The following is a 12,890-nucleotide window of genomic DNA, read 5'->3' as shown; positions in this document are numbered from 1 at the left end:
CTGGGCTTCTGGCGTTGGAAACCACTTTTCAAAAAGCTGCTTGGTGAAAGTTTCGATCGTTTCGCCATAGTCGAGCCGATGAATCGTAACAAATCGAACTTCGTTTCCGGTCTGGTCTGCCAGGTTTGCCAGTTCGTTGCTGAGTTCTCCTCGCGTTGCCCGACTCATCACCCCTGCCTGATCAATGATCCAGGTTTGCTCTCCCGCCCTGAGAGACGGCATACTGTAAACGCCAGTTGCAGCCGCCGAATCAGGAGAAATCAGCCAAACCTGAAGCATTAAAACAATCGATACCAGGGTTAGCCAAATCGATCGAACCGGAATAAATGGCAGAATCCGAGAGTGCAACTGTCTCATCCAATGCGTTCCAATGCTTCTCTTAGACGATACTACAGCGCAGGAGGGCAAATCAAAGGGCAACTTGAAGTCGGAGTAAAGCAAACGGGCGAAGCGAAAGGGTGTCTTGGGCGGAGTAGCGGGTAGAGTCCGTGTGAAGTCACCTATCTAGAGGACGTTGAAGGTCTGAGAGTTCGATAGGATAATAGCGCGGCGAAGGAATCGAATCTCAAAAGCTGCTGTCTAAGCTGCCTTGATTCAGAAGTCAATTGATTGATTAATTGATTTAAGGTGAAACCTGACAAAACCCGCGATCGTCCTGGCTCAGAAATGGGTTCAAGAATGAATTCAGGAATGAGTTCAGGAATTGAATGAGTTCAGGAATTGTTCAAACCCTGTTTCAAGAGTTGTAACTGCGCTGTCAACCCTCGCGTTTCTGCATATTCTGAAATTATGCCCCCCTCTGCAAAGCCCTCCTCAAAGCCAACCTGGGCAGATCTGGAACTGGTCGATGCACCAGAGCCGAGTCAGCTCGACAATATTAAGGCACAGCTTGATCTAGTGCTGCTCGCACTCGAATCGCTGGCAAACATCGGCTCAGAGGAAGTCTTGCAGGCGGCGGCTGACCTGAATTTGAGCGAGGTGGTGGCTGATCGCGTTTCCCTCTGGCGACTGCGGCAATCTAGCCCCCTGCGGCGGGGACAGGGACGTAAACGGCTCGATGTGGAAGAAGCTCGATCGCTGGTGATGATCATTTGTCGGCTGGCAAACCAGCATCAGGAACTCATTCGCCGTGCCGTCGCGCTGCTGGAGCAGTTAACCGAGCAAAATCAGCCGCCCCACCATGCCGCTTTGCTAGGGGATTACCTTGATACCTTTAGCAACGCCTATCAGGAACGGATGGAGGATGACACGGCTTCCATTGACGATCTGACCCATCTCGCCCTCAAACTGCTGATCGATCTGCTGTTCTACAGTGCCCCTAATGGCTCTCGCCGCCTCTGGATAGCTCTCCTCGATCGCTCAAAATCCTAACCCTTCTCCCACCTCCCTACTTATCTGCTTCTTTACCCCTCCACTCATCCACCCCTCCCCGACTCATGCCCCAAACCGTTCTACGCCGATACACCCCCCCGACCTGCACCCTCGAAGTGATGGCAACCGGGTCGGCACTGTCTTGCTGGACAGATCGGGCAGTGTTAAAGAATTTGCGCTTCCGGCTGCATCTGGACGACCCCAAGCTACCTGCGGAGAATCAGGTGACGCTTCAGGGCGATCGGAACCAGCTTGAAGCGCTGTGTGAAGCTGTGGATGGCTATGTGCAAAACTGGCTGAGCCGATCGACCGCCGATTCCCTTCCTTTGGAGCGTAGGGTTGAGGCAGGAGCAACTGCGCTTCAGGTGCTCGAACCCACTATGCTTCAGCGTCAGCTGACGGAAACGAATGTGAGCGAATCTGCAATGGTTTTGGAGCCGCAGGGTTTGCTGGCACACCGTCTGCATTTAGGGACAATGGCAATCGAGCAGTCGGGCGAGTCTGTTTCGCTGTCTACGCTGCAATTGTTTGACCTGGCAAACGCGCTTGATCAGTACCAATCTGATGCTGTTACCCTACCGTCGTTAGCTCGTCCCAGCTGGATGCGATCGCCTTCAGGCTGGGCAGGAATTGCGGCTGCGGCAGTGCTGACCGTGGGCGTGACGGGGGCGATTGCGAAATTTGTGATGGATGTCTCCAGTCCACCCCTGCAAACGGCATCTACTTCGGTGCAGACCGAAACCAACCTGAGCCAGGGCACACCAACCTCGCCGACCCCGTTAGCGATTCCCTCGCCGCCCGGATCACCATCTCCTTCGCTGTCACTGACTCCGCTGCAGCCTCCCGCTCCGCCCCCTGGAGCAGTGCAAACAGCCCCGCCTCCGCCCTCAGTTTCAATTGCGCGTGAGCCTGTTCCGGTTGCGCCTGCTCCGGCTCCGCCTGTGGTGGAAGTGCCCCGCTCGACTACTCCACCTCCACCTGAGCGAATTGCGATCGTTCCACCTGAGGGAACTGTTCAGCAGCCCAGCATAACCGCGATTCCAGAGATCGAAAGCTCTGCGGCGCGATCGGCTGAACAGGGTATCGCAGCGGCAAATGCGCCCGAAGCCGAAACCGGAGACTCAGCAGGAGCGGCAGCTAGCAGTACCGCATTTGATGCCGTACCTCAAGTGTCTGAGATTCGGCAGTATTTTGAGCAGAACTGGCAGCCGCCCACCGAGCTCACACAAACGCTGGAATATCGGCTGGTGCTGAACGCCGACGGATCGCTTCAGCGAATTGTGCCTTTGGGTCAGGCGGCTGAAACCTTCCTCGATCGCACGAATATGCCTTTGATGGGTGAGCCGTTCGTATCACCTACAGACAACGGAGGAAATCCGCAGATTCGGTTGGTGCTGCGTCCTGATGGCAAGGTGCAGACGTTCCTGGAATATGCCCGCTAGCCCCACAATCGGCGTCGGGGTGTCCCACTCAGGCGATCGTGCGTATCACGCAGCAGAGTGGGAATATCCAAATGCTCCGGGCAGCGAGGCAAACAGTCGCCGCAGTCGGTACAGCGATTTGCCTTCATGCCGGGAAACCAGTGCCCCGCATTTTCAAACATTCCGTAACGGTATTGCCCGAAAGCGGTCATGTCGTAAGCAACCGCTAGATTTCGCAGACGCAGCACTTCGGGAATATTGATACTTTCTGGACAGGGCAAACAGGCAAAACACTGGCTGCATCGATCGGTTCCCAGGGTCGCTTGGTGGTGAAGATCCAGCCGTTCCAGGGTTTTGAGTTCTGCGGACGTGAGGGGTTCGGTTCGTTCGCTGGCCTGTAGTGGAGTCTCTAGCTCCTGTGGATTGGCTGCGCCCAAGCTAAGCGTGGTAATCCGCCGATCGCTGAGTAAAAATCGATAGTTTAGCTCTAGCGGCGTGAAAGGTTGGCAGAGGTTCACCAGCGTTTCAGAAGGGGTATGAAGCATTCCGCCTTTGTCAGCAGGCGAGATAATCAACACGCCCATGTCTTTTTGGTGCGCGAGAGCCACTGCCGCCTCATTGCGCTGATTAAACAGGTAATAGTGCAGATTAACAAACTCAAACTGATTCGTCTCGATCGCCCTCAGAATAATTTCCAAAGGAGCATGGGTTGAGAAGCCGACATGACGAATGCGCCCATCTGCGATCGCCGCTCGAACTGCCTGCATACAGCCCTGTGAATTCTCAACCCAGTCCAACTGTTCTGCCGTATTGACGCCGTGAATGCCCAGCGCGTCCAAATAATCCACCCCCAGCCGATCGAGGGATTCGTCGATCGATCGTGCCATTGCGTCTGCGTTGGGGGTCGGGGGAATTTTGGTCGTGATGTGAATCTGTTCGCGCATCACAGGCAAGCCTGCCCGAATCGCTGCCCCCAGATACAGTTCGCTGCTGCCGTAGCCTCTGGCGGTTTCGATATGGTTGATGCCCCGATCGATCGCTTGCTGAATCGTCTGGATCGCGTTTTCCTTTGAGGCAAGGTAGCGCATCGTGCCCAGCGAAAAAACCGACAGAAAGAGATTTGTTTTGCCGAAGCGACGATACTGCATGAACAATTCTACGGAGACGCGATCGGGTCGCTCAGGATTGCGGATTGAATGAAGGGGTGGAGAGCTTTATTAGGGCTTTATTTCTGAGGGAACGGAAGAGATGCCCATCTGATAAGAAGATAAGAAGGGCTGCTGATGTCCTGGTTTTGATTAACCTTCATCCTGCTTGGTAAAGCGTCCGCCCTGATTAAAGTCCCCCGGCCGCAAATTCGAAAGAAAATCGCGAAAGGCTTTGCGCTCGGCTTCATCAGCATCGCGATCGACAGGCATTGAGGCATCGGCAACGACTTCTTCCATGACCCAGATTGGGCTTTTGGTTCGCAGTGCTAAGGCGATCGCATCGCTGGGGCGGGAATCGATTTCTTTTTTCACCTCTCCTTGCTTCATCTGAAGAATGGCGTAAAAGGTATTATCTTGCAATGAGTGAATAACGACCTTTTCCAGCACCATGCCCCATTCGTCCATCAGATTCACCATCAGGTCGTGGGTGAGCGGTCGTGGTGGAGCCTGCCCTTCCAGAACGCTAATAATCGCTCTCGCCTGATCTTGACCAATGTAGATGGGTAACTGCCGACGCTCGGAGGCATCTCGTAGCAGGACGATCGGGCTACGAGAGACTGCATCTAAGGCAATTCCAGCAACTTTCATCTCAATCATTGGCGGAGCCTCAAAAATTCTTTGAGAGAGTTAAATTTCGCTGATTTGGGGTGAAAAAGCAAATCTGCATTGGTAGCGGGAGCAGAGATCCCGAATCCAAAACAGCGAGTACGAATAGAACATATCATTGGACTGGCTACGAGCCTGAGAAAGTTACTTATATTTTCACTCTATCCACCGAAAATCATTCAGTGCTAGACCGTTAAGCGAAGGCTCGATTCCTTATCTTTTGAGTTATAGCAGTTTAATAGGACACACTGCATCCAGTATGCCCTGTTCTTTTAGGGATAATTAGGGGATACGAAGAGGTTTCAAGAAGCTGCCTGGCTCCAGCTCACATAGGGCAAGTTTGCGGCGGTTTGACGAATGCGATCGGCTTGGGCAACGAGCTGACCACAAGCATCCCAGGTTCCGCTGAGGAACATACTGCGAGGTCCGGCTCCCATCTGCACCGGAGCCACAAAGTCATTGACCCGCACCTGCATTGCTTCCAGATCTACTGTGACTGATACCTGAGGATTTGCCGCAATCCGTTGCTGTAGCTCTGTCACGACTGCTGGATCTGCTGTGACGCAGGGAATGCCCATCGCGACACAGTTGCCAAAGAAAATCTCGGCGAAGCTTTCGCTCACGATCGCCCGAATGCCCCACTTTGAGATTGCCTGTGGTGCGTGTTCGCGAGAAGATCCACAGCCAAAGTTGCGATTTGCTACCAGAACAGTTGCGCCCTGATACTGCGACTGGTCAAAGGGATGCTGTCCCTGCATCTGGTCGCGATCGTCTGCAAAGACCTGTGCGCCTAATCCGTCGAAGGTAACGCACTTGAGGAAACGGGCAGGAATAATGCGATCGGTGTCGATGTCGTTGCCGATGAGAGGAACGGCGCGACCAGAAAGGGTTTGAATTTGGCTCATGGGGTTCTCCTTATCGGTAAGTGGGTGAGTGAGGGGGTAGGAGATGAGGAAGTGAGGAAGGGGAATCAGCTCTAGGGTAGTGGTTCGTTCTCGACCTCACAGGCTTTGAGCAAAGAGGAAGTTGCTGTCTTGCGTCCGGTTAAAACGAACGCTCCTAACTCATCTGCCCCGTCTGAGGTCTTGCCAAACGGCCAGCGTTCCAGCATTTCTAGTGAAGGAAGGGATATTAGAGCAGTGCTCGGACATCAGTCACTTGGCCTGTGATTGCCGCTGCCGCCACCATTGCCGGGCTCATCAGCAGGGTACGACCGGACGCAGAGCCTTGCCGTCCCTTGAAGTTGCGGTTAGAGGAGGACGCGCTAATTTGGTTGCCGACGAGCTTATCGGGATTCATTGCCAGACACATCGAGCAGCCCGGTTCTCGCCACTCAAAGCCTGCCGCTTCAAAGATTTCGTTTAGCCCTTCGGCTTCTGCTTGCTGCTTCACCTGCTCGGAGCCGGGAACGACAAACGCTTTGATGCCTTCCGCAACAAATCGACCCTTGGCAATTTTGGCAGCCTCGCGTAAATCACTGATGCGTCCATTGGTGCAGCTTCCGATGAAGCAAACGTCGATCGCCGTTCCTTGAATGGGCTGTCCGGGTTGCAGGTTCATGTAGCTGTATGCCTCTTGAGCCAGTGCCCGATCCTGGTCCGACAACTCCTCTGGGGTAGGAACCGTTTGATTGACCCCAATTCCCTGACCGGGTGTAATGCCCCAAGTAACAGTTGGCGGAATGTCAGCGGCATCAAACACGACGATATCATCGTATTGAGCATCGGCATTGCTGCGAAGGGAATTCCACCAGTCGATCGCCCGATCCCACTCGGGTCCTTTGGGTGCGAAATTGCGGTCTTTGAGATAGTCATAAGTGACTCGATCGGGGTTGACATAGCCGCAGCGGGCACCGCCTTCGATCGCCATATTGCAGACGGTCATGCGCTCTTCCATGCTCATCTGCTCAAAGGTCGTTCCAGCGAATTCGTAGGCATAGCCCACGCCACCCGTCACGCCTAGGGTGCGAATGATGTGGAGGATCACGTCTTTGGCATAGACTCCGGTGGGCAGGGTCCCGTTGACTTCAATCTTGCGGACGTTGAGCTTAGCGAGTGCCAGGGTTTGCGAAGCAAGAACATCCCGTACCTGGCTGGTTCCAATGCCAAAGGCGATTGCGCCAAATGCGCCATGCGTGGAAGTGTGGCTATCTCCGCAGGCGATCGTCATGCCGGGCTGCGTCAATCCCTGTTCGGGAGCGATGACGTGAACAATGCCCTGACCCCCAGAGCCAATGTTATAAAAGCGGATGTTATTCTCTTTGCAGTTCTTTTCGAGTTCCTGCATCATTTCTTCCGCCATCGGATCAACAAACGGACGCGTCTGGCTGATCGTTGGCACAATGTGATCCACCGTGGCAATGGTGCGATCGGGAAACAGCACTTTTAATCCGCGATCGCGCAGCATCGAAAACGCTTGTGGACTGGTAACCTCGTGGATCAGGTGCAGCCCGATAAAGAGCTGTGTTTGTCCTGAGGGAAGCGTGTTGATGGTGTGAAGATCCCAAACTTTATCGAATAGTGTGCCCTTACTCATAGCGGCGATCGTCCTTACTCAAGGATGTGTGACGGTTGGCTGGAGGGTTTCTCCCCTCTAGTTCCCCCAATTCTGGAGGACTGTGAAACGAGCAGTGGTGCTTTCGTTTGCTGAAGTGCTGATGTTAGACCTAACTCTTCCAGATTAGGAGGGGCGATTGGTAATGTCCAATATATTTTTAATGCAAGATTAAGACATTTGAAATATGAGTAAATCGGTGATTAATCCTTTGCAGGAACCTTAACTCTCCTCATAAGTTTTAGGTACAATGCCGTTTCTCATCGGTGGCGATCGTCCCCGCGAAAGGCGATCGATCCTTAGACGCAGACGATAAGATATATCATCGGCGGTTAGCTCTATTGAACTGCTCCTCCTGTCTTTTCATCTCTGGATTCTCATGCGCGTTGACATTACCAGTCATCTCAATCCTTCCCAGCGGCGTGCCGTTGAGCATTACTGTGGTCCTTTGCTTGTGGTTGCCGGAGCTGGATCGGGGAAGACCCGCGCCCTGACCTACCGGATTGCCAATATGGTGATGAATCATCGCGTTGACCCGGAAAATATCCTGGCTGTCACCTTTACTAACAAAGCGGCGAAGGAGATGAAGGAGCGGATCGAGAAGCTGTTTTCTGAACAGGAAGCGGAGCAAAAGTACGGGAAGCCGCTGGATGCGCTTGCGCCGTTTGAGAAAACTCGGCTGCGATCGCACGTTTATAAAACCATTACGAAAGAACTCTGGATTGGCACGTTTCACGCCCTTTGTGCCCGGATTCTGCGGTTTGACATCGAGAAGTATCAGAGTGAGCAGGGCTATTCCTGGAACCGTAACTTTTCAATTTTGGACGAGTCGGACGCGCAGAGTTTAGTCAAAGAAATTGTCGTTAATCAGAATTTGGACGATAAGAAATTTGAGCCGCGATCGGTTCGCTATGCGATCAGCAATGCTAAAAACCAGGGCTATTCGCCGAGCGACCTGGAGCGGGAGCAGAACAACTATCGCGGACGGGTGATTTCAAATATTTACGCTGAGTATGAGCAGCGGCTCGCTCAGAATAATGCGCTAGATTTTGATGATCTGATTTTGATGCCTGTGCGTTTATTCCGGCAGAATGATCAGGTGTTGGCATACTGGCATAAACGGTTTAGACATATTCTGGTTGATGAATATCAGGATACGAACCGCACCCAGTATGACTTGATTCGATTACTCGTCACGAATGGCGAAGATACGAAGAAATTTAACGACTGGAATTATCGATCGATTTTCGTGGTGGGTGATGCAGATCAGTCGATTTATTCCTTTCGGGCGGCTGATTTTACGATTCTGATGAACTTTCAGGATGACTTTGGTGATGGCTTGCCAGATGACGATACGCGCACAATGGTCAAGCTAGAGGAGAATTATCGCTCGACTGAAAATATTCTCCAGGCAGCAAATGAGCTAATCGAAAACAACACTGAGCGAATTGATAAAGTATTACGTCCGACTCGCGGATCGGGAGAAACAATTTACTGCTATCGCGCCGACGACGAAATTCAGGAAGCGAACTTTGTGGTGAATCGGCTGCGGGAAATGGAACTGGTCAACCCGGAGCTAAACTGGGGCAGTTTTGCAATTCTTTACCGCACGAATGCTCAGTCACGGGCGTTTGAAGAAGTGTTGGTGCAATATGGCATTCCTTACAACATTGTCGGCGGGCTGCGGTTTTACGATCGCAAAGAAGTGAAAGACGTGCTGGCATATCTGCGCCTGATTGCAAACCCAGACGACTCGATCAGCCTGAAGCGGATTATCAACGTACCTCGGCGGGGAATTGGAAAGGCAACGATCGATCGGCTCGAAAAAGCTGCGAGGGAGCTAAACGTTCCCCTCTGGCAAATCCTCAGCGATGAAACTTCGGTGCAGACTTTGGCAGGGCGATCGGCGAAGCCTGTACTGGCGTTTGGTCGGATGATTGAATACTGGCAGTCGAAGATCGAAGGCTCTTCAGCATCGGAGATTGTGCAGGGCATTCTTGATGATTCCCACTACTTGCAGGACTTACGCGAACAAGGAACCGACGAAGCACTGGAACGGCTGCAAAACGTGCAGGAACTTTACAACGCCGTGCTGCAATTCGAGGAAGACAACGAAGAGTCGAATCTGTCGCTCTTCCTGGGAAATGCCTCGCTCGCGTCTGACCTGGATAACCTGAACGAAGCCGCCCAGGAAAAAGTTTCGCTGATGACGCTGCATTCCTCGAAGGGTCTGGAATTCCCGGTCGTGTTTCTCGTTGGGCTGGAGCAGGGATTATTTCCCAATTTTCGATCGCTGGAAGACCCAAAATCCCTGGAAGAAGAACGGCGACTCTGCTACGTCGGCATTACTCGTGCCCAGGAGCGCCTGTTCCTCAGCTATGCCCGCGAGCGGCGACTCTACGGCTCCCGCGAACCTGCCAGTCCATCCCTATTCTTAGCGGAACTGCCGAAGGAGCTTTTGCTCAGCAGCGTTGCCAATGCAATTCCTAAAAAGATGACCACACCAATTCGGGAAGTTCGCAAACAGGCGGCCAGTTCCCCCAGTTATCCACAGCAGGACTGGACGGTGGGTGATCGCGTCATTCATCGATCGTTTGGCACAGGTCAGGTGACGCACATTTTTGGAGCTGGAAACAAAGCCTGTCTCGCGATCAAGTTTCCCGGCATGGGACAGAAGATTATCGATCCGAAGCTGACCCCGCTTCAGAAGGTTGAGTAGTGCCGGGCAAGCTGCCTAGGTCTTTTAAAGATTTCTATAAGCTGGATAGTCATAACTATCGGTTTATACCCCTTATCAGTTTGATAAGTGTGAAGAGAAGCAGCCAGGCAAGGATGAGAATAGACTAATTTCCGTGGGATTACTGATCCCATTTCCTTGGAAAATTATAAGAATTGTGGAAATTATGGATGCACTAAGTCATCCCTGCTGATGTTCCCTGTTAGCAACCGAGTATCACCCCTCTGTGTTCCTCAAGTGATTCATTAAAAGTTCGCACAGGCTTTTTCTTGGCGCACAAGTGCGGGTTATGTGCTTGATTCAATAAACGTTGAATCAGTTTGATGTCTTTGTAAGCTTTCTAGTACCAAACTGGTTGTCAACATCATTTGACAGCAGTTCATACTAACCTTTTCAGCCCTGTGCTGTTCTCCTTAGAAGGAGTGATTGAGCGCGATCGTCACTCTCTTGAGAATAGCTGGCTTTGCATTGAGTTTGAGCGAGTCTAAACGCTGCTCCATCAACGCAGTGTAGGTCCGCTTTTGCGACAAACAATCAAATTTCCACAGATGTGAGGCTTAAAAATGATTACGCTAGAAACCTTGCAGTGCTGGTTTGACGAGCCTTCCATCAATCGGGTGATGGAGCTTTCTTGTAGAGAGGCTGTGGTCAGTTCTAAAACCCTCTACACTTTTATGCAGCGATTTGTCACCTACGGTCGGGCTTACAGCTTTCTCGTGCCACAACTCGCCAGCGTAATTGGATCAAGTCCACTTTTTCGAGACCAAAATTGTACGATCGCAGCTCACGCCGAACGCAGTATGGATGTTGCAGCCCATGTGTTTTCTGCTTCAATCGAGGAGTTCCGCGATCCCAGAACAGCAGTTTCCCATCGAACATTGTCCTATGCACTGTTAGACAAGCTGGCAGAATACGCCAATCTAACTCCCGCAGAAGTTAACCAAATTGCCCAAGCGGGTGCGTGGCTCCCTAAGGTACTGGAAGAGGTGCGAGAAGGATATGCTGCCCGCCCAGATGACCTTGGTAGCCTAGTGCGAGCGATCGGATTTCATGCTGGAGCTGAAACCATTGGTAGTAATGAGTGCAGTATTATCAACGCTGTGTTCTTCTCAGAACAGAAAAAAAATTCTTTTGGGCAATTTATCCGGCGCAGCAAGGTGCAATACCCACAGGGAGTGGTTAGCCCCTGGTATTGGATTGCGATTCATGGCACTTTCGAGACGCGGGGAGTAGAAGCTGATCACTCCGATGATGCACTGCTAGCACTGAATCAAGCAATTCAATATAGCAACGCAACGGAGGAGCAGATTGGGGAGTGGGCAAGGCAGGGATTCGCTCATTTCATCGATGTTCAGATGCTGTTTTTCCGGCGCGTTCAACAGGAGCTACAGGAAAGTGTACAAGCCTTAGCTGCCGCTAGCTAAATCGCGCTCTAATCCCTTGTTCTACAGCCGAGATTCACAATTTTTAAGAGTGAGGAGAAATTCATGATGCAAGTGAAAGCCGCGATCGATGGAAAAGGCAAGCAGTTGATCGCAACAATGCCAATCTCCGAGGGTGAAACCTTTTACAAGATGAGCAGCTACAAAACTATTGCCAAGCCCACCTACACGAGCATTCAGATCAGCTACGACTCTAGCATTGAAGACTACGCTTGTCTTGCCAACCTGAATCATAGCTGTGATCCCAATGTCATTGTTGATACTACCCGGATGGAGCTTAAAGCAGCGCGAGACATCCAGCCTGGAGACGAGCTATCTTTTTTCTACCCCAGCACTGAATGGGATATGACTTCTCCCTTCATCTGCCTCTGTGGTGCATCGAACTGCCTGAGGCTAATTGCTGGAGCCAAATACCTCTCCCTCGACGTAATGAGTCGCTATTTCATCAATCGCCATATTGGTGCAATGGCTCTAGAGTGTCTTACTCATCGAGAAGCTTTGAAATCTAAAGGCTTAAAACACCGTGAGCTACACTATCGCTAAGCGATCCTGCAAGAATTAATCGTGTTTATCCTCCAATTTCAATTCTGATTCACTACTCAATCAATTCACCAATATTGAAATCGATTCTGATCCATCCCCTGAGTTGGCGCAAGTTTTCGAGAATCAATAAGGGAATTTGCCAGTGATGCACCATTAGAAACGGGAGGGGATCGTTGACTCTGAACAGGGCATCTGTGCCGCTTGTGATGTTGCTCAACCATGTTTGAAGCTGTTTGATCGGTTGCTTCGCAGTTCCCTTTCGGGGAAATAGCACCTCATTCAATCGCCAGAGTTCGTGATAGAGCCAGTAGGTCGGCTTGGCATCTGGAAGCGGGTGTAGGGGTTCGGCGGGGGGTTCTGGATTGAGGTAAGCATCTGCGACGCCGGGGTGGTTGTAGAACAGCGTCACTGCCGTATGAGTGCGAGGGTTACACTCGATCGGGTAAACGGTTCCATCTTCGGTTTGAATGATGTCAAAAGAAGCCTGTCCGATGCCGTCAACGCCTGCGAGAAAACGGGTGATCCAGTCGCTAATTTCGGGTTTATCGACATTCTCGTAGTTCACTTGAAACGCCGAGGAGGGACAGCAGCAGTAGAGTGTTGATTTGCCGTTCCGCACGGTGCTGTGGGTGCAGTATTCCTTGCCGCGAATAAACTCCTGCATAATCCAGGGCTTGTCTTCGCTGATCGGTAAGCTGTTCACAAAAGCAGCCGTTTCTTCAGGCGTGGCGCAGGGCAGTTTAGTCATGTCCAGGCGACGCACAGCATCGTAGGGAATGCTTTTGAGAATGTAGGGATTCTGCTCTTGTGAAAAGTCGAAATTCAAAACTTGTTCTGGTGCAGTGATTTTGAACGATTTGGGAACGGATAAGCCTAACGATCGCGCCTTTTCCGCAAACGCAAATTTGTCGTCTAGCATTCGTGTAGTGTCGGCATTAAAGTGCAACACTTCACAGTAGCCTTCGAGCGGATGTTCATTGACACCGTCTGGGTAAATCACTGCAAAAAT

At 51.7% G+C, this 12,890-nt stretch carries 12 protein-coding genes; 5 read left to right on the top strand and 7 right to left on the bottom strand.

Going from position 1 to position 12,890, the window contains the following annotated elements:
- Positions 1–357: TPM domain-containing protein (locus H6F80_RS18965; RefSeq protein ID WP_242067449.1), on the bottom strand; the 357-nt coding region annotated here is incomplete at its 3' end.
- A 432-nt stretch (positions 358–789) separates the two neighbouring features.
- Between H6F80_RS18965 and H6F80_RS18960 the strand changes: the two genes are divergently transcribed.
- The gene (locus H6F80_RS18960) at positions 790–1,371 is read left to right on the top strand and encodes a DUF3038 domain-containing protein (protein ID WP_190793086.1); all 582 of its coding nucleotides are present in this window, start codon (positions 790–792) and stop codon (positions 1,369–1,371) included.
- A gap of 65 nt (positions 1,372–1,436) precedes the next feature.
- A complete protein-coding gene (locus H6F80_RS18955; RefSeq protein ID WP_190793085.1) occupies positions 1,437–2,813 on the top strand; it encodes a DUF4335 domain-containing protein in 1,377 nt (458 codons plus the stop codon).
- Here H6F80_RS18955 and H6F80_RS18950 read toward each other — a convergent pair.
- The 5 genes from H6F80_RS18950 to leuC all read right to left on the bottom strand — a co-directional run bounded on the left by H6F80_RS18950 (position 2,810) and on the right by leuC (position 7,141).
- Complete coding sequence (locus H6F80_RS18950; protein WP_190793084.1) at positions 2,810–3,940, bottom strand: aldo/keto reductase; 1,131 nt, start codon at positions 3,938–3,940, stop codon at positions 2,810–2,812. The two genes, H6F80_RS18955 and H6F80_RS18950, sit on opposite strands and share 4 nt — an antisense overlap.
- A 150-nt stretch (positions 3,941–4,090) precedes the next feature.
- On the bottom strand, positions 4,091–4,597 hold the full coding sequence (locus H6F80_RS18945) for a bifunctional nuclease family protein (RefSeq protein WP_190793083.1): 507 nt from the start codon (positions 4,595–4,597) through the stop codon (positions 4,091–4,093).
- Between the two features lie 311 nt (positions 4,598–4,908).
- Positions 4,909–5,511 (bottom strand): 3-isopropylmalate dehydratase small subunit, encoded by a 603-nt coding sequence (gene leuD, locus H6F80_RS18940; protein WP_190793082.1) that lies wholly within the window; start codon positions 5,509–5,511, stop codon positions 4,909–4,911.
- A gap of 71 nt (positions 5,512–5,582) precedes the next feature.
- Positions 5,583–5,717, bottom strand: coding sequence for an ASCH domain-containing protein (locus H6F80_RS30460; protein ID WP_277879209.1), 135 nt, complete (start codon positions 5,715–5,717; stop codon positions 5,583–5,585).
- A gap of 20 nt (positions 5,718–5,737) precedes the next feature.
- A complete protein-coding gene (gene leuC / locus H6F80_RS18935; protein ID WP_190793081.1) occupies positions 5,738–7,141 on the bottom strand; it encodes a 3-isopropylmalate dehydratase large subunit in 1,404 nt (467 codons plus the stop codon).
- 397 nt (positions 7,142–7,538) lie between these two features.
- Here leuC and pcrA point away from each other — a divergent pair, with 397 nt between their 5' ends.
- The 3 genes from pcrA to H6F80_RS18920 all read left to right on the top strand — a co-directional run bounded on the left by pcrA (position 7,539) and on the right by H6F80_RS18920 (position 11,881).
- A complete protein-coding gene (pcrA, locus tag H6F80_RS18930; protein WP_190793080.1) occupies positions 7,539–9,878 on the top strand; it encodes a DNA helicase PcrA in 2,340 nt (779 codons plus the stop codon).
- Positions 9,879–10,540: 662 nt separating this feature from the next.
- On the top strand, positions 10,541–11,320 hold the full coding sequence (locus H6F80_RS18925; RefSeq protein WP_190793079.1) for a hypothetical protein: 780 nt from the start codon (positions 10,541–10,543) through the stop codon (positions 11,318–11,320).
- Between the two features lie 63 nt (positions 11,321–11,383).
- Complete coding sequence (locus H6F80_RS18920; RefSeq protein ID WP_190793078.1) at positions 11,384–11,881, top strand: SET domain-containing protein-lysine N-methyltransferase; 498 nt, start codon at positions 11,384–11,386, stop codon at positions 11,879–11,881.
- A gap of 52 nt (positions 11,882–11,933) precedes the next feature.
- On the opposite strand, the gene H6F80_RS18915 is transcribed toward H6F80_RS18920, so the two are convergent.
- A partial coding sequence (locus H6F80_RS18915; protein WP_190793077.1) for an ATP-grasp domain-containing protein occupies positions 11,934–12,890 on the bottom strand: 957 nt, incomplete at its 5' end.

The sequence above is a fragment of the Leptolyngbya sp. FACHB-711 genome (assembly GCF_014695615.1).
Classification (GTDB): domain Bacteria; phylum Cyanobacteriota; class Cyanobacteriia; order Elainellales; family Elainellaceae; genus Leptolyngbya_A.
The sequence above is the reverse complement of the archived record's forward strand: the minus strand, read 5'-3'. Positions and strand labels throughout refer to the sequence as shown.

Excerpts from the sequence above, each read along its gene's own strand:
- H6F80_RS18960 (WP_190793086.1), top strand. The coding sequence starts at position 790 with ATGCCCCCCTCTGCAAAGCCCTCCTCAAAGCCAACCTGGGCAGATCTG.
- H6F80_RS18955 (WP_190793085.1), top strand. The coding sequence starts at position 1,437 with ATGCCCCAAACCGTTCTACGCCGATACACCCCCCCGACCTGCACCCTC.
- H6F80_RS18950 (WP_190793084.1), bottom strand. The coding sequence starts at position 3,940 with ATGCAGTATCGTCGCTTCGGCAAAACAAATCTCTTTCTGTCGGTTTTT.
- H6F80_RS18945 (WP_190793083.1), bottom strand. The coding sequence starts at position 4,597 with ATGATTGAGATGAAAGTTGCTGGAATTGCCTTAGATGCAGTCTCTCGT.
- leuD (WP_190793082.1), bottom strand. The coding sequence starts at position 5,511 with ATGAGCCAAATTCAAACCCTTTCTGGTCGCGCCGTTCCTCTCATCGGC.
- H6F80_RS30460 (WP_277879209.1), bottom strand. The coding sequence starts at position 5,717 with ATGCTGGAACGCTGGCCGTTTGGCAAGACCTCAGACGGGGCAGATGAG.
- leuC (WP_190793081.1), bottom strand. The coding sequence starts at position 7,141 with ATGAGTAAGGGCACACTATTCGATAAAGTTTGGGATCTTCACACCATC.
- pcrA (WP_190793080.1), top strand. The coding sequence starts at position 7,539 with ATGCGCGTTGACATTACCAGTCATCTCAATCCTTCCCAGCGGCGTGCC.
- H6F80_RS18920 (WP_190793078.1), top strand. The coding sequence starts at position 11,384 with ATGATGCAAGTGAAAGCCGCGATCGATGGAAAAGGCAAGCAGTTGATC.